Here is a 25218-nt window from a genome sequence, read left to right on the forward strand (position 1 = left end):
ACTAAATTAGTGCGATTCCAAATAGTCTTTTACCGTTTTCTCCAAACGGTCACGTGAAATCGGACCCGCCCTGAGTTCTTTAATCTCTGGAAGATTCGTTAAGTCAAAGACACTTGATGATTTTCCACCATGTACTCTTCCTTCAACAACCCCCTCGATTAATCCGTCAAGTTGATCTAAAACCATTTCAGAATTTGTCCCTGTTGGTTCACCCGATTTATTTGCAGAAGGCAACCAAATGGGTCCGCCCACAGCATCAATCACAGTTTTAACCCACGAATCATCTGCCATACGAATTCCTAAGGTTGTTTGTTCTCCTAAGAACTCAAATACATCGGGTTTCTTATTGAAAATAAAGGTTACTGCACCAGGCATCCATGCTTTCACCAAATGTTCGGTTAACGCATCTAAAACGACAAGGTTCTTGATTTGTTCAAAGCTTGATACCATTAGGGGGAAGGGTTTTGTATCGGGTCTTCCCTTAACCTGTATTAAATGTTCATACACTGCTTTATCAAAAGAATGGATTGCTAATCCATACACTGTATCAGTTGGGATTGCTACAACCCCACCTTTTTTAATAATATGTCCAATTTCTTTGACTTCATTTCGTGTTAATCGTTTTGTTTCCATACTCACACTCCTAAAAATACAAATACCATCCGATCCAATCCATTTAAATCTTGCTTCAGTTCAACTTGAGCATTTGGGAATGATTCCTTCGCGAGGTTGCAGACTGCTTCACCAATATCAAAGCCAATCTCAAATGCCATCATCCCATTGGGTTTGATCATCTTATGTGCATTTTCAAACACTTTACGATAGAAGTATAAACCATCTTCGCCGCCAAATAAAGCAACATGCGGTTCATGTGTTAATACAGAATGCTGAATGTGTTCTGTATTCTTGATGTAAGGCGGATTGCATACTAAGACATCCACCTCCAACCCCTGTTCAATTGCAGGCTCTAACATATCGCCTTCATAGAAGGTAACCCGAGCATTATTGATGTGTGCATTTTCCTGTGCAACTTCTAATGCTTCTTTACTTATATCCGTTGCATAGACTGTGGATAACACTTCGCTTGCAAGTGCAATTGCAATTGCACCACTCCCAGTCGCAACATCAATAATGACTGGATTGTAATAACGTTCATCAATCGCCATAAGGATTTCGCCCACAAGCTCTTCCGTTTCTTCACGTGGTATTAAGACGTTTTCATTCACCATGATCTTGTAGTTATAGAACCAAGAATATCCTAACACATATCCCATCGGTTCATCGTTTAAGATCCGTGCCATCTTTGCTTCATAATCTTTGGCGATGTCTGGGTCACATACTTCATCCAATACGTCATACAGTTCCATGTCTTTTTCTCTTAATAGTTCAACCATAAGAAAACGTGCAAAACCGCTGTATACACCAGCGGAATCGCACGCTTTAATTGATTTATTAATGATTTGTTTATACGTCATCATAATCCTTGCTCCAAAATTTCACGTTGTTCTTGTTCTAATAATGCATCAACAATTTCACCCATTCGACCTTCCATAATCATATCCAGTTTTTGAAGTGTTAACCCAATACGGTGGTCACTCACTCTATTTTGCGGATAATTATAGGTACGAATCTTCTCTGAACGATCGCCTCGTCCTACTTTAGACGCACGCTCTTGGCTTTTCGCTGCATCGCGTTCACGTTGATGTTCTTCAAAGACACGTGCACGAATGATTCGCATCGCCTTATCTCGGTTATCATGTTGAGAACGGCCATCTTGACAGTTCACACTGATTCCTGTTGGTTTATGGGTAATTCTTACTGCTGAATCAGTTTTATTAACGTGTTGTCCACCCGCACCACTGGCACGGTGTGTTTCAATTACTAAATCATTTGGATCAATATCAATTTCATCATCATCAACATCTGCCATGACTAAAACAGTCGCTGTTGAAGTATGGATGCGTCCTTGTGTTTCTGTCTTTGGCACGCGTTGTACACGATGTGCACCCGATTCAAACTTAAAGTGACGGTAAGCATCATTCCCTTTCACGACAAAAGAAATCATCGTGAATCCGCCTGCTTCAGATTCTGTTGCTTCAAGCACTTCAATCTTTAGACCAATACTTTCTGCATAGCGTGAATACATGCGGTATAAATCACCGGCAAAGATGTTTCCTTCATCACCACCGGCAGCCCCTCGTATTTCCACAATTGCATCGTGGTCATCTGCTGGATCTCTTGGGATTAAAAGTACACGTAATTTTTCAATACTTGTTTCAATTTGTTCTTGATACTGGGCCATTTCTTCTTGCGCAAGTTCTACAAGTTCTGGTTCATCACCAATCTCTAACATTTCCTTCGCTTGCACATAAAAATCATGGCTTTCTAAATATGTATCGTAAAGTGACACAGTCTCACGCATCCCTGCTTGCTCACGTCCCAACTTCATCAGTTGTTTTGGATCGCTTGCAACTTCAGGTTTCATGAGTTCTTCATTAATTTCCTCATATCGCCCTTTGATACCATCCAAGCGATCCTTCATCGTTTTATCCATCATTTTACTTTACTCAACTCCTCTTGAATCTTTTGAAGACTCGGTTTTCCATCGACTTCATGGTGATGGCGACAACGTGCTTCATACGCTTCACTTGCACCTACAAGTACAATTGGGTCATTGTAAGATGCGGGCTTACCATTCACGAGTCGTTGTGTCCGTGTTGCAGGGCAACCACATACTGTACATACTGCAGTAAGCTTGGTTACAAACTCTGCATGGGTTAATAATGTTGGAATTACACCAAATGGTTCGCCACGGAAATCCATATCAAGACCCGCAACCATTACACGCAATCCTTTTAAAGCTAAATAATCACAAATAGCGATAATGTTCTCATCAAAGAATTGAACTTCATCAATCGCAACTACATCAATACTGTCATCAATGTATTTTAAAACATCCAACGAATTATCAATTGGAATACTTCTTACTTGACTTCCCGCATGCGAAACTACAAATTCTTCTGCATACCGATTATCAATTGCAGGCTTGAATACCAGCACATTCTTCTTTGCAAATTGCAGTGTATTGATTCGACGAATTAATTCTTCGGTTTTCCCTGCAAACATACAACCTGTAATTACTTCCAGATATCCTGGATTATACTGATGATACATCATTTCCTTAGCACCTCTACTCTTAACTATTTTACCCTAAAAGACCAAAAAAAATAAGGGCTGAACCCTTATTCTTTTATACCATATTTTTTGTTGAACTTATCAATACGTCCAGCTGCGGCTGCAAAACGTTGTTTTCCTGTGTAGAATGGGTGGCAATTTGAGCATGTATCAACGCGAACTTCCTTCGCAGTTGAACCAACTTCAAATTCAGCACCACATGACGTACATACAGCTTTTATCTTATTGTATTGAGGATGAATTCCTTGTTTCATATCGACATGTCTCCTTTTCGCCTTGGCTGGCCTCCAACCAAGATTTGTGCTAAACAACAATACCACATCATTCACTATAAATCAATAGATAACCCTTGATTAATTTGAATCTCCCTCGTTAACAATCCAAACACGTCTTAGATTCAGCACATAAGCGTAATCTTTGAAGAAATGACAATAAACTCATTTTTTTACACACTTACTTGCCTAAGTGTTACAGTGCACCACCAAATAGATTATTTATTACTTATTTCATTATTTAGTTTTATCCAAAGTGCCGGTCGAACGCCTCCTTGACCATCACCATTGCGAAAAGGACCGCCAACATTCCCCTTAAATATATTGTTGCCTTGTATCCCAATGTTACCATCTCCGTGGATATACACCGCTTTGATATTATTGCGACCTGGGGAACGAAGCCACCACCACCAAACATAGCCATCTTCACCCTCAAATCCTGCACTTCGCTTTGGATTATTCGCATCTTTTCTTTCAAACCAGTATCGCTTATTTTTTCTTGGATGATATAGATTTCCACTGCTGTCTCCAAAATAACGACATGCAACCTCTTCAATGCTCAATAGAAAGACATAATCGACTGTATCCAAACCACCTTTTGTGCCATACCATTGATTATCAAGATTCTCTATTTGAGTCGGTATAATTTTTTGCTTCTCGATGTCAGAGAAACGATTGTAAAAATCACGATTGAGATATTGTCGCAAAGCGCAGTTTTCCCATGTCACATCAACATACGCATCATGGTAAGCGTGTTGCTCGATGATATGTTTTGTAATGATCAACGCTGAATCGTTTTTGATATCCAGCACGTTCCATTCAAGTCCCCCAAACATCAAGGTCGAGCCGATTTCTAAATGTTTCATGTTTACTTCTCCTTAATAGGGAACAATAAATCGAGTTGGAGGTCATTCATTGATCCATTTTGAGCATAATTATAAAAATTCAGTATTTCTTCAAATCCTTGTCCTGGAAGGGTTTCATTCGATTCCCATCGTGGTGAACCCCAATCATTGCTGTACTTATCCGATGCATTCACCCATTCTCCCAACCGTCTCCAGTCTTCAAAATCCCACGCTCTTAGGACATGCGCTGCATAGAGACCTCCTTTGAATGTTCGTTTTATGAGCGGTTTTAATACCGTCATATCATCGGGTATTGACACCCACGTCTCATATGCCTTTGATGGAACCCCCACACCTTGAAACTCTGGTGAGCAATCAAATCCAAAGCTTCTCAGATCGGGTTTGATTTCAAGCAGATTATTTTCCGCTATGAACTTACGGACCATTTCCATTGATTTTCCTTCTGTATCTTCTCCAGTTGCTAAAGCTGCTGCAACAGTCATGGGTGGCAAATAGACAATACGGACATCATTATCTTGCATTTTCATCAGATCTTCGCTTGATTTGCCTAAATCTTCCATTGTTAAGGTTCCAATCGAGTTCTCTACTTGATTCTGTGAATAAGAAAGGGCATTAATAGAAAAAAATACACTCTCATCATCAAGAATATTTAAAGAAATATCAACGGTATTGCTGATATCTTCGACAAACCGAACCAGAATCTCTTTTACAGTCGATAGTGCACTTATTTCTACATCCAATTCGTTAATGTTTTGTTGGAAGATTTCCACAGTTTTTGATGCATCCTCATTTTCAAGAATCATACTGATTTGCTTAACTGGGATTCGTAGTTTGCGTAATATTATTATTTGTCTCAGCTTTTTTATCGAAGTTTCATCATACACTCGATAAGCATACCCTTCTTTTCTATGGCTTTGAATTAATCCTGCCTTTTCATAGTACCTTAGCATTCGTGGTGATATTCCATATATTTTTGACACTTGACTTATCGTTTGTAGTTCCATGTTAATACCTCTCAATCTGATGTACCCATTATAAAGTATGACACGGTGTTCTAGTCAATTAATTTATAAAAAAAATCTATTTGAATCCGTTAATCAATAACTGCATCAAATAGATTGAATTAACAATTACATTAAAGCCTTGTATAAACCAATGATTTCTTCAATGTTTGTTTCTCTTGGGTTCCCTGGTGTACATACATCTCTGAATGCATCTTCAGCAATCTTATCAAGATCCTCTGCCTTAACGCCTAATCCTGAGATTGTTGCAGGAATTCCTACATCTTTGATTATTTTATCAACTTTTCCTAATGTAAAATTCATGTTCTCCAGGCCCAAGTAAATGTTCTTCATTATTCGGTAAAACTAACTTTGCATTCGCGTTAAAAGGAACTGTAATTTTGAACTGTAAATTTAGTTTATTATCATAGCCCCAATAACTTTTATATAACCCATATTCTGATTCAAAACTGCTATCAATATACTGGAGAGATTGATGAGGATTTGGTCTTATGGTCATAAAAGTTTCTTCACTCATATCTGGATTAAATCCGCAGACTTGCTGATACATCCATTGTGCAATACTACCATATGCGTAATGGTTCATACTATTCATTTGTGTTCCACTTATTGAACCATCAGAATTTAAAGAATTCCACCTTTCCCATATGGTTGTAGCCCCCAGATTGACTTGATATAACCAGCTAGGATATCCTTCATTAAGCAGTAATTTGTATGCGAGATCATTTCTGCCAACACTTGTTAGTGCGGGGCAAATTAGATGAGTCCCAAGAAATCCAGTGTTTATGTATCCATTATTATCTTCAATTTCTTTTACAATCCCTGCTTTGAGTTTATGCTCTGATTTCTCAGGATAAAGTCCAGTGTGAATTAGAGTAGCAAATGCAGTTTGTGTTGGTTCAATGACTAAGCTTCCACTAGTATCAAAATAAAAATCAATAAAAGCTGATTTAATGTTGGCCGCTAGTTCTTTAAATTCATTTTCTCTTTCATCGCCTAACTCTCGCGCTGCTTTCCAACATAAATTTACTGACAGATAATAATATGAAGACGCCAAAAATTGAATGTCTGTCTTTCCTATTGGATTGTTTATATTTCCATTATCCAAAGCCAACCAATCACCAAGATGCTTGTCATTTTGCCATAGATAAGAAACACTATTTTCATTAACCCTTTGAGTAACATAATCTACCCAACCTGTCATCATACTATAGTTTTCACTCAGCATTTTTTTATCTCCATAAATCTCGTATAAAGTCCAAGGAAGAACAGTTGCCACATCACCCCAACCACACGCTCCATTTGTTATATAGAAGGGGTTTATCCCATCATGTTTAGGGATTTTCGGCAAAGGAGAAAAGAATGGAATTGATCCATCAAGTAGTTTTTGTTCTTCTCTAAGACTTCGTAAGTAGTGTCTGAAGAAGGCTTGACTATTCATGTGAAAACATGCGGATTTTGCAAAAACTGTAACATCACCTGTCCAACCTACTCTTTCGTCTCTCTGCGGACAATCAGTTGGTATATCTAGAAAATTACATCTTTGTGATCGCATCGTATTTTCAATTAATTGATTGACTTTAAAGCTTGCAGTCTTTATAGTTCCTGTTTGCTCTATTTTTGACATTATGTGAAATCCAGTAAAGTCTATATTATCTATACTATCTGTGCTTTGAACTTTTGCATATCTGAACCCATAATATGTAAAATGAGGTCTTACTATCTCATTATTTCCATTAGATATATATGAGAACTCTGCTTTTGCACTTCTAAGATTATCATTATAAAATTCATTGTTTTGAAGTAATTCACCATACTGTACTTCTACTTTTTGGCCATGTTTTAGTTTGCCTTTTAACTCAATCCAACCGGTTATCATTTCGCCAAAATCTAATATCAAATACCCATCCTCATGCATAGTTTTTTTTATAGGTTTGATAGATTTTTCTTTAATTACAGGTGGATTCGAACGTTCAATTAGCAGCTCCTTAGAATCATCGAACTCAATAACATTTATTGTCTTACAGTTTAGAGTTGTATTGATGTGTTCACCTTTGTAAATTCCATTAGATAAAACATATGATTCCTTTGCTTCCCATGTCTTATCAGTGATAATTACATCTTCTTTCCCAGAGTGATATGTTACTCTTAATTCCGCAATGCACTTTTTAGTATCACCATATATATTTGGTCTGTTTTCATCAAATCCAAATTCACCTTTATACCATCCCTCACCTAATATAATAGATAGAAGATTTTCACCTTCAATAAATTGATTCGTTACGTCATAGGTTTGATATTCATTAATCAAATCATATGAATGATACCCCGGTTGAAGATATTCATCTCCTACCTTTGTATTATTCAAATACGCCTCATATAACCCAACACCATAAATATATAGTCTTGCATTTAATACATTGTCATCTATACAGAAATTTTTGAACAGTATTGGCATTCTATTTGAATCATCTACAACCCCTATCCATTTTGCTATCCAAGGATCTTTAATTTTACCTGTTTCAAACCAAGTAGTTTCACTCCATACCTCTTCTGAATCAGTTTTGATATACACTCGCCAATAATAACGAGTGTAAGCAGACAATGATAAATCTACATATATGTTTGGTAGTGGATAAGACACAAGTTTACCACTATCAAATACTGTATATTTCATTTCTGAATCTAAAGACACTTGTACCTGGGTGATCAAACTATTCTTTCCGATTGCACCCTTCACTTTCCAGGACAATTTTATGTACGGAAAATCATTTCCAAGTGGCCTATCAATTTGATTGGTTTTCAGACCATAGATTTTAATTCCTTGAGTCATTAGTATTTTAATTCCTTTCTACCACAGAAAGGATCAATAGGATTATTACCTTTAAAGTCACTATCTCCTAAGACTTTTTTTACAACCATCTCAATGACATAATCATTATTTGAATATGCGTTTATATAGGTTTTTATCATGGGTACATCAAACAGATGGTAAGGGTTGGCAAGACTAATGAAAATCACAGGTATTTCACCTGCAAACCAAGGTATATTATTCCCCTGTCCCCAAAACGTGTACCAATTAATCCTATTGGTTGTCTTATTACTTGCATTCTCTACATTCCCCATGTAAATGACTAAATCATATTTTTCTTTTAGGTCTCTCACATTATCGACACCATTATTAAAATTCTCTTTTTCATAAAGGATGACATTGAATCCCGACTTTTCTAATTCTAGTTTTGTTTTCTTAATTACCCTTTCATTAGAATCAAAATCACCAATTACTTCAAGTAATACATTCTTATATCTGTCAGAATTGATTGGCAATAAATTCTGTGTATCTTTCACTAAAGTAATTGATTGATCAGCAAGTTGAATTGCCCATTCAATATGTTTTTTACATTTTAGAACATTCAACCCTTCTATAGGTGGTATCAATGTGCCATTAGTTTGCTTTTCATTCAATTTCATACTTGCTTTTAAAGCTAAGATTCTTCTGTTAGCAGCTAATAATCTTTCTTCAGATAATAATCCATTTTTATATCCTGATAGCATAAATTTGTAATCTTCTTCCAAGTCTTTATTAAAAAGGAACATGTCGCATCCGTTTTCTATAGCTGTCGGCACTGAAATGTTTCGTGGCATTGCAGAAGCAAAGCCAACCATAGGCGTAGCGTCAGAAATGATTAAACCATTGAACTTAAGTTTATCCCTCAATAGATTGTTTAGTAATTCTTTTGACAATGAAGCGGGAATAATTTTGTCTTTATCTTCTTTGTTGAAATAGGTCTGGTATGCAGGAAGGGCAATATGTCCAGCCATGATAGTTTTAGCACCTGATTTAATCATTCCCTCATACACTATTCCAAATGTATTATCCCATTCTTGAATAGATAAATGATTAACTGAAGTTAGCAAGTGCTGATCTCTTTCATCAATACCATCTCCAGGAAAATGTTTGACAGACACTTCAACATTATTTTCATGAGCTGCTCGCATATATTCTTTAGCATAGTCTAAGACAACTTTGGGGTCGTTTCCATAAGTTCGAACATTTGTAATCGGATTTCTAAACTCAAAGTCAATATCTACCACCGGAGCAAACGCCCAGTTTATCCCTAAAGACGCTGCTTCTATACTAGAAACTTGACCCAAACGGTAAGCATATTTCTTATCTCCTGCTGCAGCACACGCCATTTGCTTTCCAAAAGGGGTTCCATCAATTGCTGCCCCATCTCCCCCTGCTTCTATATTAGAAGGTATTAATAAAGGTATCTTACTGTGCTTTTGAACGAAAGAGAATGTGTTGTACATTTCCTCACCAACTCCGTCTCTAAAAAATAGTCCTCCAATATGAAAATTCAACAATGAATTTAGATACTCAGGATTTGTGGAATATCCTATAGGACAAAATAATTGCCCTATCTTTTCCTCAAGCGTCATTTTATTCAAGGTGTTTTCTACCCACTCAACTTCTTTATTTGTTAAATTAAATGGTTCCATTTTTAAATTCATTATTATTCTCCTTATATATGCATTCAGCCAAAGAATTTATCCTTGGCCGAATATTAAAACAATATTTTTAATATATCTTTAATTGAACTCAGTTTGTAAGTAGTTTTACAATATGAAGCTGCTTCTCCGATTCCTGCGCAGTCAATCCCGCCATCAAGTGCAGCATCTATTCCAGCTACAGCATCTTCTACAACAAGACATTCGGAAACATTTACCCCTAATCGTTGTGCAGCTTTTGTAAACACTTCTGGATTTGGCTTAGAATAAGTAATATCTGTCCCATCACATATAACACTAAAGCTATTCATTATCCCTAATTGCTTCAAGATAAACTTAGCATTTTTACTCGACGAACCAATTGCTAACATAACTCCTTTAGCACTCAAGCTCTCTATGGTTTCGCTAACTTCTGGAGATAAATTTGATTTGTCAATTTGCTTTAGTAACTCAATGTAAATCTTATTTTTTTTATCAGCAATTAATTCTTTTTCTTCAAGAGAGAGCACAACTTCATTTTTTTTAAGTATAATATCGAGACTTTCCATTCTACTAATACCTCGTAATCTATTGTTGATACTCTCATCAAAGTGTACATCCAAATCATCAGCAATTTGCTTCCATGCAATAAAATGGTATTCATCTGTAGAACAAATTACTCCATCTAGATCAAATATTACAGCTTTATATTTCATTATTCCCTCTCTTCTTGATTAGATTTATTATTCTTCCTATTGCTTTCTCATTGTTAAGATAAATTAAAAAAGCTACCAATATTATTGCAGTTACTATTTGTTGAATGGATGAATCAACATTTACTCTTGCATACATAAGTGAAATAAATGCTGTAGTCACTGCTCCCATTAAGTAACCAATATTTGCATTTGTAAATCTTCTTATATACCCCCCAATAAACATCGGTAAAAAAGCTGTAAACATCACGCCAATCGATGCAAAGTTTAGTGCCATTTGAATGGTTCCTGTGTGCGTGGCACTAATAAACCCCACAACCCCCATCAACGAGCCAGAAATAACATAGCAAACTACAGCATTTTTCACTTCTCTTATTCCTGTAGTTACAGCTACTTTTTGCCCTGTCTGCAATGCTCTGTAAGAATATCCAAATTCTGTATAATCAAATACAAGAGTAACAAGAAGTAAACTAATTGATATTATTACCAAGTAGTTTATCACATTAGGAAAACTGGTCAGCTCAATGTTAGTAACAAAAGATACTCCAAAGCCATTGGTGATGACAAATGCAATACCTTCATATAGTAGTGCAACTCCAAGAGATATAATTATCGGCGGTAGTTTTACCACTACATAGGTCAGCCCTGAAATTAAACCTAATATTGCTCCAACAAATACTGATATAATCAACATTGTCCAGACTGATAAATTGGCATTCAAAGCAATAGTAGCGCTTATAACCGATGATAACAATGCAACAGAACCTATAGAAAAATCGAATCTTCCAGAATCTAAATTAATGGAGAGCGCTATTGTTGTTAACATTACAGATGCCGTTGATCTAAAAAACACAATATAATTTCCTGCTGTTTCAAACAATTTAACCCCTTGAAATACGCAGATAAGATTAACAGCAATAAATGTTGTTAATGGTATACTTGTTGTTCCTATAAATCTATTAAAAAGGTTTTTTTTATTCATTGTCTCTCCGATCTTGTTTTTTTATAAAAACTAATCTTTATCCCCTTTGTTTTTGGGGATAAAGATTATTTGTGATTTTACTTTTTACTGTGTCAAGTTTCTGATTTGATCGTAACTATACTGAGATACAAAATCTGAGAACTCATCGTAACTTGCATTTAATAACAAACTAAGCATTTCTTTTGAATATGCAGGCGCCTCAACTGAGCTATCTAGTGCGTATAATCTTTCAAATTCTTCAAATGAGGTCGCAATCCAATATCCTTGACTCAGGGCTAATGCTTCATTATTATCAGTTCTAACAGGATTCCCTTGAACTGCTCGCAACGTTGCGATAAATATAGGACCAATACTTGCTGAGAACTTTCCAGCCAAATAATCAAGAACCCCATTTTCCATTGCCTCACCATATGCTGAAGCAAATGCATCTACACTGGCAATCTTTACATTTGATCCTTGTACTGCTGCACCAAAGAAATCAGAACCGTTTCCTACAGCTAGTAATACCTCTAGTCCAGGTAATTGCGCCATTTGCGTACACATTGCAAACCAAGCATCATCCATATCATAACCGCCTACATATCCTAGTATTTCTACATCGCCTACTGCCCCTGTATCTATCGACCCATCAGCATAAATTTGACCCACAATACCTTCCACTGTTGCCTGACCTTTATAGTTTGCTCCCTCACCCCCTGCTTTTACCATTGCATATAACATTCCTGCAGCTCTGTAAATATGCATATCTGTGTAGTACGGTATCGCTCCACCAAAAATTGCAAAATTACTTTTACCTTGGTCTAGATAATGATTCGCCATGTCATAACCAGTTTCAAACTCTCGTTCTAATGATGGACCTATCGCTCCAACATAATATTCATAATTCTTAAATTTATCATATTCTTCGTCCGTCAATGTTCCTGTAGCAACTGCGTAGAATATACCTTGCTTTTCTGCTAGCTCAATCTGCGCCGAACGATCAAATGACGAAAACGATATTACTGCCTTTACATTGTTTGTTATAAATGTTTCAAACGCAGATATTTCTTGTGCTGAATCGACTAACTCATCTGAGTAAATGAACTCAACATTAAATTGATTTTGAATATATTCTGTAAAATAATTTCTGAACGCAAGTGCTTCTGCTGATGTTGTGTCAGATACTAAAACTCCAATTCTTACTGTATCCGCCTCGTTAGAGTCGCCACATCCTGTTAGTAGCAAACTAACACTAACTAGAAGACACATAATTAACTTTATATTTTTTTTCACCTTTTTTCCTCCTTATATCTTAGGTGTATGATTTTTATCTCGGAAGTATTTTTCTTCTTTGATTACTCGTTGCAAGATAAACAACCAGAATAAATATTATTGCTTTTACAATTTGATTTATTCCAGAATTCATATTAAACATAACCATTATCTGACTTAGAAAAGTCATAGAAAACGATCCTACTATTGCTGAATATATTTTACTTCTTGCACCTCCTGAAATAGGCATCCCCCCGAATACTATCGCAATAATCACATCCATCCCAACACTTGATGCACTATTCCTAGTTAATGTTGGGGCGTACACTATTAATAGAAATGCTCCAATTCCAACTCCTAATCCTGATAATGCAAACGAAATAATAGATATTTTTTTACTTGATATACCTGTTAACCTTGCACAGATAGGATTTCCTCCGATAAACTTTTGCATTCGCCCTAATCGCGTAAAATTGAATAAAAACGTACAAAGTCCTGCGAAAACCATGAGCGTTGCTATCTTAAACCATTCAGTGTTTAGATTTTGCACCGAAGAAGCAGAGATTGACACGGTTGAGCCAGTTCCATTTACACTAATCAATAACAAAACAATTGCATTTAGGACACTTAGCATTGCTATTGTTGTAACGAAAACAGGGAGATTAAATATTGAAGCCAAAACTGAATTGAATAATGCAATAGAAACTGCGACAAGAATACATACAAGAAACATTAGTAGAATACTATTTGTTGCATTAAATGTAATTGCACCTAATAAAGCACTAACCGTTACAGAAGCACCTAAACTTATGTCGAAAGAACCTAAAGAATATATAAATATAGCACCAGTAGCAACGATTGCTACTACAACAGATTGATTTAGGATTGCCTTAAGCCCAAATAGTACATTAATATTTCTTAAACTTCCTATAACGAAAAACATCATAGATAATGCAATTAACCCAAATATAGGTGCGAAGTTCATAATTCTATTTTTTATATTTATTTTTTTCATCTTTTTCTCCACCTATATCATGTAATGAATAATATCCGATTCGCTAAGATTCTCATTTCTCATTAATTCTTTCGATATTTTCCCATCTTTCATCACTATTAACCTATCAACCATGCCAATTAACTCTGTTAATTCTTCAGAAATAATAACAATCGTTTTTCCTTCTTTTTTCATTTCATAAATTAATCGATACATAGCTTGCTTAACTCCAACATCTACCCCTCTAGTAGGGCAGTCAAGAATTAGAATTTCACTTCCTCTACCGATCCATTTCCCAAATACTACTTTTTGCTTATTACCTCCAGATAGTGCTGAAACGCGTTGATTCATACTTGAGCATTTAATACTTAATAAATTGATTTGACTTTTTACGTATTCTATTTCTCGCTTTGATGTTATAACGCCAAATTGATTCACCATTAAGTCTAGTCCTGCAATAGCAATGTTATCTCTTATACTTGCATCAAGATTCAACGATTCAACATCTCTATCTTTTGAAACATAGCCAATATTGCTTTTTATCGCATCACGTTCCGTTTTTATAGTTTTTCCATTTGCTATAACTTTCCCTTTATCAGGGGATAATGACCCAAACAATATTTTCCCCAATTCATGCATTCCACAGTGTGATAACCCACCAACTCCTAATATTTCTCCACTATGAATTCTTAAGTTTATATCCCTCACATTATTGGAATAACAAACATTCTTTAGTTCAACAACAACATCACTTGAAGTTGTACCATCATAATCAGTACGGTAATAACTTCCTTCTAACTCTCTACCAATCATTGCTGTTTTTATCTTCTCTTCATCAAAATCCTCTTTTTTAAAATGTGTTATTATTTTCCCATCCCTTAATACGGTTAATGAATCACAAACTTCTGTGATTTCATCTAAATCATGAGAGATAAATATAACTGATTTGTTATTATTTCTCATATCTTCTATAAGCTTATAAATTATCTCTCGTCCCCCTTGAGATAACGCAGTTGTCGTTTCATCAATAATTAGTAAATCTGGTCTTTTGCTCATTACTTTTGCGATTTCTACTAACTTTCTATCTTGAATACTTAACATGCCGGTCATTATAGAAGCATCAATATGTGATGCATTAATTTCATCTAAAGCCTTTTGCGCACTGCTTATCATTTTTTTTCGATTGATTAGCCCAAACTTATTTAATCTGTTCCTAATCTCTTTAAACTCACCACTTTCTGCCAAATATATATTTTCCGCAACACTAATCCCTGGTACAGTTCCACTTTCTTGAACTATCATACCTACACCACATTCTAACGCTTCAATCATTGAATTCGGATTCCAATTATTGCTATTAAATAACATGGATCCTTTATCAGCATTTTGAATTCCTGATAGAATTGAAGTAACGGTTGACTTCCCTGACCCATTCTCTCCAACAAGACCTAGTACTTCTCCTCTATTTACCGAGAAGCTCACGCTATCTAATGCTACAGTTGTGTCGAAATTTTTACATATGTTTTTAACTTCTACTATAATATCTTTGTTCATTTCATATCCTTCCTATCGATGACAGTAATCGCTTTCAGACAGATTTAAAAAATTTTATTGAATCTGATTAATGTAATTTGTATATATTAATTATATTTTTAATTATATGAGATTCCAATGTTCTATTTTGGTCTATTAAATTGACGTTAATTAATCTAAAGTTTAAATTTAAGACTATTTGACTATCTTTAATTGATATTTTATAATATTCTTGAAATTGCTTTCTTTTTTTAGTAATTCAGGAGAACAATATGAACTTTGATACACTAGTAAATAACTTATATCACTATAACTCTGACGAAGAGTTTTATAAGCAGTATTATTATGCAAAACAACAACCGTATTCGCTCGATAAATTTTTAACTGAGTTGGATTTTGATTTTGTAAAAAGAAACCATTTGATAATACCTGAGATTGCTTCAACGATACCCCCTCGTTACGAGGATTCGTTTTTCTTTGGAAAAAATCCAAATGCTTCTATCCTTGTTTTACGCCATAACAGATTTAGTCCTGCCATTGAACATAGCCATACATTTTTTGAGCTACTTTACGTTTATGATGGGACATGTATTCATACTATTGATAATCAAACTGTGATACTTAAAAAAGGGGATATATGTATTATCCCTCCTGGGGTAACTCATTCAGTTTCAGTCTTCGATGATAGTATTATTTTCAATTGTATTATAAGGAAAGCTACACTTCATAACGTATTCTTCAATTTTTTAAGAAACACAAATATTCTTTCTGCTTTTTTTCTAAACAATATTTACTCAGAAAAAGGAAGCACCTACATTGTATTTCATACCGGGAATGATAATGAAATCCGCAATAGTTTTCTATATATGTATTGGGAAACAGTAAATGAATCACTTTATTGGGATCAAATGATTGGTTTTACACTAATGTTAACTTTTGGTATTTTAATTCGTAATTATGACAAAAGTGTAGAATTACCTTCGCCAGCAAACAAAAGTGATATCAAACGATATGAAATTTTGCAATATATGCAAGACAATTTTGCAAGTATTTCACTTGATGATCTGGCATCCTATTTTCATTACACTCCTGAGTATATGTCGAAGTTAATCAAGAAAGTTTTTGGAAAAAACTACACATACATACTTCAAGACATTAGGTTAGAAAAAGCGAAGATATTACTATATGATACAAATCTTTCTATCTCTAACATTTCAAACCAAATTGGATACGAAAACACAGAGAGCTTTATACGGTCATTCAAAAAGAAGAATCATATGACCCCAACAGAATATAGGAAGAGTGGATACACACTCTAGTCACTCTAAAAATTGAAATTATGCTAGATGAAATTAAGCATAATTTTTCCTCTAGAGCCTTAAGAATCATAGTAATCCACTTTTTATCCCCTAGCTATCTTAATATCTAGTCTGTTAGTAATAAATTTAATACGCATCTAGTCTTCTGTGATTATCTATTTTCCTATTTTAACATTTATAACAACCCTTCTTTTTGCAAAACGATAAGTAATTTCAAGTTACATTCACAATAAATGAGAAACTTTATATGTACGCAGTAGCCGAGTTTCTATATACTATTTTCCTAAATAAATTAGACAATAAAGATACTATTAATCCAACTTATTGAATCGCTGTCCTTTGTCTCCTAAATTTGCCAACTGCCCAAAAATATTATTGATATGAGAAATCATCAGCTTCATTTTAAAATCTCATTGTTGTTTTTGGTATGAATTCCAAATAGTTCCTAAGTCGTACTCAGTAATTCGTATATTCATAAATCTTCAAGTAGCAACGATAGATCTAGCCGTTGTGATACCTAGCACACTTTAAATTATTGGTTCTTAAAAAAGATATATACCCACAAAACAGCATAGAAAACACATTTAAAAAAGACACATATTTTATATGTGCCTAAATAAATACTTATTCATTATTTTATGGTGCGGTCTAGAGGATCTACTCTGTAAGCATATACTACATTAAAGCCTTATATAAGCCAATGATTTCTTCAATGTTTGTTTCTCTTGGGTTCCCGGGTGTACATACATCTCTGAATGCATCTTCAGCAATCTTATCAAGATCCTCTGCCTTAACGCCTAATTCTGAGATTGTTGCAGGAATGCCTACATCTTTGCTGAGTTTATCAATTGCAGCACATGCTGCATCACGTGCTTCTTCAAGACTCATTGCATCGGCTCCTGGTACATTAAGTGCAATTGCAATATCACGATATTTCTCGCCCGTGTAGTCCTTATTATACTTCATAACAGATGGAAGGAGTGCAGCGCATGCAACACCATGTGGTACATTGTACCACGCTGAAAGTGGATGAGCCATACCGTGAACAAGCCCAAGACCTACATTAGAGAATCCCATACCCGCGATATATTGCCCCAATGCCATCTTTTCACGCGCTTCTTGGCATCCATCTACCGAGTCTCTTAATGATGCACCAATAATCTCGATTGCCTTTATATGAAGCATGTCTGTCATTTCCCATGCGCCTTGTGTAATGTATCCTTCAATTGCATGTGTCATTGCATCCATACCCGTTGCAGCACACAGTGCTTTTGGCATGCCCATCATCATATCGCTGTCTACAAATGCCACAATCGGAATATCGTGAGGATCTACGCATACAAACTTACGATTGTTTGCTTTATCAGTAATTACATAGTTAATGGTTACTTCTGCGGCTGTCCCTGATGTTGTAGGAACTGCAAGAATTGGTAAACATGGATTTTTAGTATCCGCAATACCTTCTAAACTAATGACATCTGAAAACTCTGGATTTTTCACAATGATTGCGATTGCTTTTGCGGTGTCAATCGGTGATCCACCACCAATTGCTACAATACAATCTCCTTGGTTTGCTTCTACGAATGCAACACCATCTTGTACATTTTCAATGGTTGGATTTGGAACAATCCCATCATAAGTTACATAGCTAATGCCTTTTTCATCGAGATGTTTTGTAACCATCTCAACAACTCCAAACTTAACCAAGTCTGCATCTGTTACAATAACAGGTTTCTTAAACCCTCTCGCAAGGATTTCTGTTGCGACATTCGCAACTGCACCTTTTCCAAAATAAGACGTCTCATTCAATATCATTCTGTTTGCCATATGTTTCCTCCTTTTCGAAACTTAAGTAAGCAGTGGGTATAAACCCTGAATACCATTCATAAGTTAATTTAATCACAAACTTATGCTTTTTCTATCTGTTTTTTTTATACTGTTTTAGAAAAAACCATGCATTGACTCTATATTCTCACTCATATATCCTACAATTTTTGATTTTTTTCATCGTTCGCTCACAAATTATCCTTAGTCAAGATACTCCGTTCTTGGTTTCACACCAAAGCCGCATGCTAAATCACGCAGATTTTGATCGGTGATTGTTTGGCGAATTCCGCCTTGTGCTTGAACATAGGTGTAAATTTGTGCTGCCTTCTCTGCCGTTTCAATAAGACCAAACACTTCATCCATGGTGTTCCCTGCACCATAAACCCCATGTTGTGGCCACATTACAAGTCGTGTTTCTTTCATTTTTGCTGCGGTTGCTTCACCTATTTCAGTAGTTCCTGGAACCATCCATGGAATAATGGATACGCCTTCCGGGAAGACTACTAAGCATTCTGTACACATTTGCCACAAAGTACGAGTAAACAAACGTTCGTCAAGTTCATGCGTAAAAGTCATTGCAAGTAAATGACTTGCATGGTTATGCATAATGACGCGATTTTCTGGATCAATGGATAAACGTGCGATATGACTCATAAAGTGACTTGGTAGTTCACTTGTCGGATTAGCATCATTGAGAAGCCCCCATAAAAGCTCCAGTGTTTTCCCATCACTTCCAACCCGTACAATCCCTAAATTGGCTTCAGGATCATCCGCAACATTTTTAAAATATTTTCCTGACCCTGTTACAATGAATATTTTCCCAACAAGTTCGCTTGCATCAAAAATCATTGGAATTTGTCTTAGTACTGTATTTACATCTAAATAATGCGAAATTTCTTCTTCTAACAAGAGGTATGAAATATTCCCGCCATTACGTTCATCCCAACCTAAGCGATACAAATTGGAAGTTGTGGCTACCATTTCTTTTACAAATTGAGCATTTAGTATATTTTCTTTTGTCATCATTAATCTCCTTGCCTTTATCGTTTCAACAACACGTTTGTTTCATAATCTTGTACTTCTTTGAGCCAATCTAGCCCCACAGAAACACCTTGAATTTCACAATAGTAGTTCCACACATCAGCATATGGGAAATCTTTGAGTTCTTCTGTAAGTGCCAGACGTGTTGTGAAGTCTCCATTAAGTTCTGCACATTTCAACGTGTCAATTGGTTCTAACATCGCTTTAAGAACTGCTTTAATAGTATTACGCGTACCAATCACCCACGCTGCAACACGATTAATGGTTGCATCAAAGAAGTCAAGTCCGATATGTGTTTTATCCAATAGGTTATTTCTCACGAGTTCTTTCCCAATTTCTTGAAGTTCATCATCCATAATTACAACATGATCTGAATCCCAACGGACTGGACGGGACACATGGAGTAAGATGCCCTCACTAAAGAGTCCAATTGATGATAACTTGTTTGAGATGACTTCAGTTGGGTGGAAATGTCCTGCATCCAAACATACGAGCTTATTTCGTGTTAATCCATATCCCATGTAGAATTCATGAGAACCCACAGTATACGCTTCAGCACCAATTCCAAAGAGTTTGCTTTCAACTGCATCCAATGTATAGCGTTTATCCAATGGTTCCGCAAACACTTCATCCAACGCTTCCATGAGTCGTTTACGTGGAGAAAGGCGGTCGATCGGATTATCTTTATAGCCATCAGGCACCCAGAAATTATTAATACTTACTTGACCCAATTCTTTTCCAAAGTACTCCGCAATTTTTCGAGAACGCTTTCCATGTTCAATCCAGAAATCACGAACTTCAGGGTCACTTGATGCTAGGGTGAATCCATCTTTATACATAGGGTGTGAGAAGAATGTTGGGTTGAAGTCTAATCCTAATCCTTGTTCTTTCGCCCATTTTACCCACGTCTCATAATGTCTTGGTTCAATTTCATTGAGATCAACCGTCTCATCTGTATCTAAATAGATTGCGTGAAGATTAAGCTTGTGATTTCCTGGTATATACGATAACGCTTTTTCTAAGTCTTGACGCAATTCATTAGGATTTGTCGCTTTACCAGGATGATTTCCTGTGACACTGATACCTCCAGATAATGCATCATCACTTAAAAACCCTTGCACATCATCCCCTTGCCATACATGCATGGATACCTTTACTTTCTTTAACTCCTCTAGTACTGCATCTGTATCAACGCCAATCTGTGCATATTTTTCTTTTGCAGCTAAATATCGTTCTTTTTTATTCATATCGTTTCCCTCTTTCTATTTTCGCGGTGGATTATTCGCGTGTAATCATCAAATATTTTCGAATTAAATTTTGACGGTTTGTACACACGTGTTTCAAAGGACTGTTTAATACGCTCTCTAGCTTCTTTGATATCATTAAATTCACCCATCGTAATCATTTGTATCACGATATTCCCTATTGCTGTTGCTTCACTTGGCCCCGCCTCAACAATCACATTCGCAACATCTGCTGTGAGTTGATTTAGAAACTCATTATTTGCACCTCCACCGACGATGTGTAATTTCTTAATATTGCCATGTGTCTTACTAAGCTTCTCGAGTTTTGTTAATTCATACGCATAACATAGCGCTAAACTATCATAAACACAGCGTACAATTTCATGTGGACTTTTAGGAATCACTTGATTAGTCTCTTCACAATAGTTTTGTAAGGCTTCAATCATATTATGCGGATTCAGAAACCGTTCATCATTCACATCAATAAACTGTTGAAATGCAGGGCTTTGTGATGCCATTGATGCAAGTTGTGGATAACTGTACTCATAATCTTGCATCCGTGCTACTTCTTGAATCAACCACATTCCCATGATGTTTTTAAGAAACCGAATTGTATTGCACGCACCCCATTCATTTGTATAGTTTGCATGGTATGCATCGTATGTTAAGTTTGCTTCCTGTGTCTCTATCCCTAATAAGGACCACGTTCCACTGCTAATATATGCCCAATCACCTTCACACCCTGGAGTTCCTAAAACCGCGGATGCGGTGTCATGACTTGCAACATTAATGAGGGTTACCTCAGGAAGATCAACGTCTTTGAATGCTTCTTGATTTAAGGTCCCTAAGATTGATCCTGGCTCGACCAATGGTGCAAACAAGTCTTTTGATATCCCTAGTTCCTCTAAGAGCTTATCATCCCAATCTTGTGTTTTTGAATTCAACAATTGCATCGTCGATGCATTTGTTCTCTCAGTCACTTTAACACCCGTAAATACAAACCCTAGATAATCTGGTATCAAAAGTAATGTACTCGCTTTGTCGAGCCTATCTCTACCTTCTACCGATAATTGAAACACTGTATTAAAGGGTTGTATTTGTATTCCCGTTATCTCATAGAGATGTTTCAATGACATTCTTTTTGAAAACTGTGCAATCGCATTATCTGTTCTTTCATCTCTATATGAAATTGGTTGGTCAAGAAGCGTATCATCCTTATCTAAAAGGCAATAATCAACACCCCATGTATCAATTCCCATTGTGCATTCATTGATACCACGTTGTTTAAGAACACAAAGTCCATTCAATATCTCACGAACGAGATAGTCAACATTCCATCGATCATGACCATCACTGAAAGTGAATTCATTTTTAAACCGATGAATTTCTTCCATGCGTATTGTTCCATCAACACATTCACTTTTTACTAGGCGGCCGCTTGACGCACCAATGTCAACTGCAATATATGTCTTCACACCATCACTCCTTTCACATTGTTGTTATTTCCTACACCTTAATATTAATTGATATGTTACCGTTTTCCATTAAAGAATTTTGGTGTATAATTGCACTATCTTGGTAAGATAAAAGGAGGCTTGTATGAACTATTGGGAAAATGCAAATCATGCTTGGACAAAGGATTCAAAAAGGGTGATTAATACACCCTCAAATAAAACAAAATCACTGTTTAATTACATCCAGGAAATTGGTCACTTCAAAGCTTATCAACCTTACTATACTGAACGCGCAAATCTTCCTTCCTATTTGATGAAATTAACACTTAGTGGAACTGGGCATTTAAACTATAAAGGTCAAGACTACATCTTGGATCAAGGCGATATTTTCTTCATAGATTGTCAGCACTATCAGCATTACAAAACAATCAGTGATATCCCATGGGAAATGGACTGGATTCATGTGTATGGCGGAATTACCTCTCAACTTTATGAAGAATACAATAAGGATGGCAACCCTGTATTTCATACCAACGCGCTCCCTGAAGAAAATACAATTCATCATTTAGTTCAAACACTGATAAAAGATCAAAGTAAAGCAAATGCTCGCACCGACTTTCACTCATCAGTGAAAATACACGAGCTCCTAAACGAGCTCATCATTCAAAAGTATCACTTGGATTTTAGTATTGATGATATCCCACAATATATCCTTGAACTCAAAGAGTATTTAGATTCTCATTTCCATAATGTGATCACACTAAACGATTTGGAACACTTATTTCACTTAAATAAGTATCAAATAAACAAAGACTTTTCAAAGTATATTGGACTGCCTCCAATTGATTATCTGATTACTAAGAAAGTCTCACATGCTAAAGATCTCTTGCGCTACACTGATCTATCAATTCAAGAAATATCATTAAACATCGGCATCGATAACTTTGCGTATTTTAGTCGATTATTTAAGAACAAAACTGGCATGACACCATCTTTCTTTAGAAAAGAGGGCTAGTTTATTACGTTTTAGTATTTCATCACACAAAAAGGTGCAGTCAACAGTTATTTGCGACTACACCTTTTTTTGATTTATTCACTGAATGATCTAAAACTGTATTAAGACTAGATGATTTCTAACTTCCTAGTAGGAGTCCACCTTACATAACCGTCATCATTTCTTACTGATCGTATAGATTGTTTGGGTATCTGACCCCGGCGTTTTAACTGTTAATGTGATGCGATGATAATCACCAGTAAGTAAGAGTTCTTGAGGATCTTGACTAATTTCTTTATATGAATAGTTGTCTGACAGATCACTTGTTACAAAGAGCTCTTTCACACCATCTTTTGTATTTACTCGCATGACTGCAATCATGCTCCTAGTAGAACTAATGCGATTGTAAGCTTCCGTCGTATTATTCCCAGTATAGGTATCATTTGTTTCTAAATTAATGACTTGATATTGTCCCCCATTTTCTGCACCATTCCCTAAATCTTGACCAAATATAATCGAGTCAGAAATGAGTTTATAGTTTCGTGAGGCACAACCAGAACGTTCGATAATAGACCCGTCAGGTTTGACCACAACAAACTTAAGTGGCGCACTGTTATTGCACGTACTTGTGTTTTTCGTATCAAGTTTACTCAACATAAATGTGTTGTTGTAGACACTGATGTTTGTAAAGTAATCCGTTGCGATTAATTCAACATCGAGTACCTTAACTTCTTTAGTATCCAGGTTTACAATTTCCCATTTTGGATCGGTGTTCATATCTCTTAAATACATAAAATACACAGTTCCATTTGATACAAAGAATTGATGGAAAGCAGATGTTTTCTTTCCTTCCAACAGCATTGTTCGATTATTTCCTGATATAGCATAAACATTTTGTGCGACATCATAGTAGTTCTCACGATCGATTTCAGTATCATAATTATCAATCACATATAAAACTCCGTCCACAACAACAATTGGAGTTCTCGAATATACCTCATCATGGTATGTATAGATCTTTTTCATGCCTTGATTTGTTGATTCCCAGATGGCCTTAATTCTTTCGTCCATTCCAACAAAGTCTGGATCATACTCAATGTAATAGCGATCATTCTCAGAGTTATCCACATACTTCATTTGAGTTAATCCATCACCAGGATTTTGTTTTGACACTTCAGATTTTGTGACTTGAATATTTTCGATATTATTCAATACAAACTCAATTGAAATGAGTTCATCTTCATATACTTCAGTCTTAACTTCTTCAAAAATATCATTAAATATCAGTGGTTTAGAGACTGTCTTTAAGATATCATTTTGTAAGACAAACGCCTGTGCTGTAACACTTGTATTTATCACGATAACATACAGTGCAAATGATGCCATAACAGTTGAGAGTGATCCAAATACACGTTTTCTTCTTTTTTTGCGTTGCATGGTTTCAATAGCACCATCGATAAGAGCATCAATATTTCGATTTGATTTTTCATCAAGCATTTTTGTATACCCTTCTATGTTTTTATTCATACAGATCGTGCATCTCCTTTCGTAAAATATCCAGTGCCCTATAATAGTCCGTTTTCACCGTGTTTTCTTTCAACCCTAAAACACGTGCAATCATCGCAAACGTATAATCATTCAATGTCTTCAACGTCACAATTTCGCGTTGAGGTGATTTCAATTGATTAATATATTCATAAACAAAAGTGAAATCCTCTGGTTCTGAAACAGCTATTCTATCTTCTTCCAATTCATAGACTGGCTTATGCTTCATTAATTCTGTTTTGCATTCATTAATCAAGATCCGAATTATCCATGTTTTGAGATATTCGGGTTTCCTCACCTTTTTACGATATTTATAAACGCGATAGATGGTTTCACTGATGACATCATCAACAGTTGCATCATCTTGTATATACGAGTATGCGATTTTCAGCAATTCACTTGATATTGATTTCAAGTATTCAGCCAATGCATCATCGTTTTTTAATACCCTTCGGTCCATAGTCTCTGTCGTACG

General features: G+C 35.7%; 23 protein-coding genes. 2 read left to right on the top strand and 21 right to left on the bottom strand.

The features are described from left to right. Window positions 1-6: 6 nt before the first annotated feature. The 15 genes from AOC36_RS11060 to AOC36_RS11130 form a co-directional block, all read right to left on the bottom strand. Window positions 7-633, bottom strand: coding sequence for an L-threonylcarbamoyladenylate synthase (locus AOC36_RS11060; RefSeq protein WP_067634286.1), 627 nt, complete (start codon window positions 631-633; stop codon window positions 7-9). Window positions 634-635: 2 nt separating this feature from the next. Next, window positions 636-1478, bottom strand: a complete 843-nt coding sequence (gene prmC, locus AOC36_RS11065) for a peptide chain release factor N(5)-glutamine methyltransferase (protein WP_232505371.1) — start codon at window positions 1476-1478, stop codon at window positions 636-638. After that, entirely contained in the window at window positions 1475-2554 is a 1080-nt protein-coding gene (prfA, locus tag AOC36_RS11070) for a peptide chain release factor 1 (RefSeq protein WP_067634638.1), read from the bottom strand. Before prfA ends, prmC begins: the two co-directional genes overlap by 4 nt. Next, window positions 2554-3174, bottom strand: coding sequence for a thymidine kinase (locus AOC36_RS11075; protein WP_067634642.1), 621 nt, complete (start codon window positions 3172-3174; stop codon window positions 2554-2556). Before AOC36_RS11075 ends, prfA begins: the two co-directional genes overlap by 1 nt. Before the next feature lie 68 nt (window positions 3175-3242). After that, entirely contained in the window at window positions 3243-3449 is a 207-nt protein-coding gene (rpmE, locus tag AOC36_RS11080; RefSeq protein WP_067634288.1) for a 50S ribosomal protein L31, read from the bottom strand. A 236-nt stretch (window positions 3450-3685) separates the two neighbouring features. Further along, window positions 3686-4333, bottom strand: a complete 648-nt coding sequence (locus AOC36_RS11085) for a DUF6273 domain-containing protein (RefSeq protein WP_067634290.1) — start codon at window positions 4331-4333, stop codon at window positions 3686-3688. 2 nt (window positions 4334-4335) lie between these two features. Further along, a complete protein-coding gene (locus AOC36_RS11090; protein ID WP_067634293.1) occupies window positions 4336-5337 on the bottom strand; it encodes a MerR family transcriptional regulator in 1002 nt (333 codons plus the stop codon). A 126-nt stretch (window positions 5338-5463) separates the two neighbouring features. Then, the gene (locus AOC36_RS11095; RefSeq protein WP_067634295.1) at window positions 5464-5658 is read right to left on the bottom strand and encodes an iron-containing alcohol dehydrogenase; all 195 of its coding nucleotides are present in this window, start codon (window positions 5656-5658) and stop codon (window positions 5464-5466) included. Continuing rightward, on the bottom strand, window positions 5633-8188 hold the full coding sequence (locus tag AOC36_RS11100; protein ID WP_067634297.1) for an alpha-L-rhamnosidase: 2556 nt from the start codon (window positions 8186-8188) through the stop codon (window positions 5633-5635). Before AOC36_RS11100 ends, AOC36_RS11095 begins: the two co-directional genes overlap by 26 nt. Next, window positions 8188-9870 (bottom strand): glycoside hydrolase family 3 protein, encoded by a 1683-nt coding sequence (locus tag AOC36_RS11105; RefSeq protein ID WP_067634298.1) that lies wholly within the window; start codon window positions 9868-9870, stop codon window positions 8188-8190. Before AOC36_RS11105 ends, AOC36_RS11100 begins: the two co-directional genes overlap by 1 nt. A gap of 53 nt (window positions 9871-9923) precedes the next feature. Beyond that, entirely contained in the window at window positions 9924-10562 is a 639-nt protein-coding gene (gene pgmB / locus AOC36_RS11110; RefSeq protein WP_067634299.1) for a beta-phosphoglucomutase, read from the bottom strand. Continuing rightward, the gene (locus tag AOC36_RS11115; RefSeq protein WP_067634301.1) at window positions 10552-11541 is read right to left on the bottom strand and encodes an ABC transporter permease; all 990 of its coding nucleotides are present in this window, start codon (window positions 11539-11541) and stop codon (window positions 10552-10554) included. The genes pgmB and AOC36_RS11115 overlap by 11 nt, the downstream gene beginning before the upstream one ends. A gap of 84 nt (window positions 11542-11625) precedes the next feature. Continuing rightward, on the bottom strand, window positions 11626-12813 hold the full coding sequence (locus AOC36_RS11120; RefSeq protein ID WP_067634303.1) for a type 1 periplasmic-binding domain-containing protein: 1188 nt from the start codon (window positions 12811-12813) through the stop codon (window positions 11626-11628). A gap of 34 nt (window positions 12814-12847) precedes the next feature. Next, a complete protein-coding gene (locus AOC36_RS11125) occupies window positions 12848-13807 on the bottom strand; it encodes an ABC transporter permease (protein ID WP_198401179.1) in 960 nt (319 codons plus the stop codon). A 12-nt stretch (window positions 13808-13819) separates the two neighbouring features. Then, window positions 13820-15340, bottom strand: coding sequence for a sugar ABC transporter ATP-binding protein (locus AOC36_RS11130; RefSeq protein WP_067634305.1), 1521 nt, complete (start codon window positions 15338-15340; stop codon window positions 13820-13822). A gap of 251 nt (window positions 15341-15591) precedes the next feature. Between AOC36_RS11130 and AOC36_RS11135 the strand changes: the two genes are divergently transcribed. Further along, window positions 15592-16638: an AraC family transcriptional regulator gene (locus tag AOC36_RS11135; protein ID WP_067634307.1), complete on the top strand. Its 1047-nt coding sequence runs from the start codon at window positions 15592-15594 to the stop codon at window positions 16636-16638. A gap of 675 nt (window positions 16639-17313) precedes the next feature. On the opposite strand, the gene fucO is transcribed toward AOC36_RS11135, so the two are convergent. From fucO to rhaB, 4 genes are all read right to left on the bottom strand, one after another. Further along, the gene (gene fucO, locus AOC36_RS11140; protein WP_067634309.1) at window positions 17314-18465 is read right to left on the bottom strand and encodes a lactaldehyde reductase; all 1152 of its coding nucleotides are present in this window, start codon (window positions 18463-18465) and stop codon (window positions 17314-17316) included. Window positions 18466-18666: 201 nt separating this feature from the next. Further along, complete coding sequence (gene rhaD, locus AOC36_RS11145; protein ID WP_067634312.1) at window positions 18667-19488, bottom strand: rhamnulose-1-phosphate aldolase; 822 nt, start codon at window positions 19486-19488, stop codon at window positions 18667-18669. 17 nt (window positions 19489-19505) lie between these two features. After that, window positions 19506-20753 (bottom strand): L-rhamnose isomerase, encoded by a 1248-nt coding sequence (gene rhaA, locus AOC36_RS11150; RefSeq protein ID WP_067634315.1) that lies wholly within the window; start codon window positions 20751-20753, stop codon window positions 19506-19508. Further along, window positions 20750-22225 carry a rhamnulokinase gene (gene rhaB / locus AOC36_RS11155; RefSeq protein WP_067634317.1) on the bottom strand — a complete coding sequence of 492 codons (1476 nt, stop codon included), beginning with the start codon at window positions 22223-22225 and terminating at the stop codon, window positions 20750-20752. The genes rhaA and rhaB overlap by 4 nt, the downstream gene beginning before the upstream one ends. A gap of 124 nt (window positions 22226-22349) precedes the next feature. Between rhaB and AOC36_RS11160 the strand changes: the two genes are divergently transcribed. Then, window positions 22350-23219 (top strand): helix-turn-helix domain-containing protein, encoded by an 870-nt coding sequence (locus AOC36_RS11160; RefSeq protein WP_067634319.1) that lies wholly within the window; start codon window positions 22350-22352, stop codon window positions 23217-23219. A gap of 156 nt (window positions 23220-23375) precedes the next feature. On the opposite strand, the gene AOC36_RS11165 is transcribed toward AOC36_RS11160, so the two are convergent. Then, window positions 23376-24725 carry a hypothetical protein gene (locus AOC36_RS11165; RefSeq protein ID WP_067634321.1) on the bottom strand — a complete coding sequence of 450 codons (1350 nt, stop codon included), beginning with the start codon at window positions 24723-24725 and terminating at the stop codon, window positions 23376-23378. Then, a complete protein-coding gene (locus AOC36_RS11170) occupies window positions 24718-25203 on the bottom strand; it encodes an RNA polymerase sigma factor (protein ID WP_067634323.1) in 486 nt (161 codons plus the stop codon). Before AOC36_RS11170 ends, AOC36_RS11165 begins: the two co-directional genes overlap by 8 nt. Window positions 25204-25218 lie beyond the last annotated feature (15 nt).

The sequence above is a fragment of the Erysipelothrix larvae genome, from assembly GCF_001545095.1.
Lineage (GTDB): Bacteria > Bacillota_I > Bacilli_A > Erysipelotrichales > Erysipelotrichaceae > Erysipelothrix > Erysipelothrix larvae.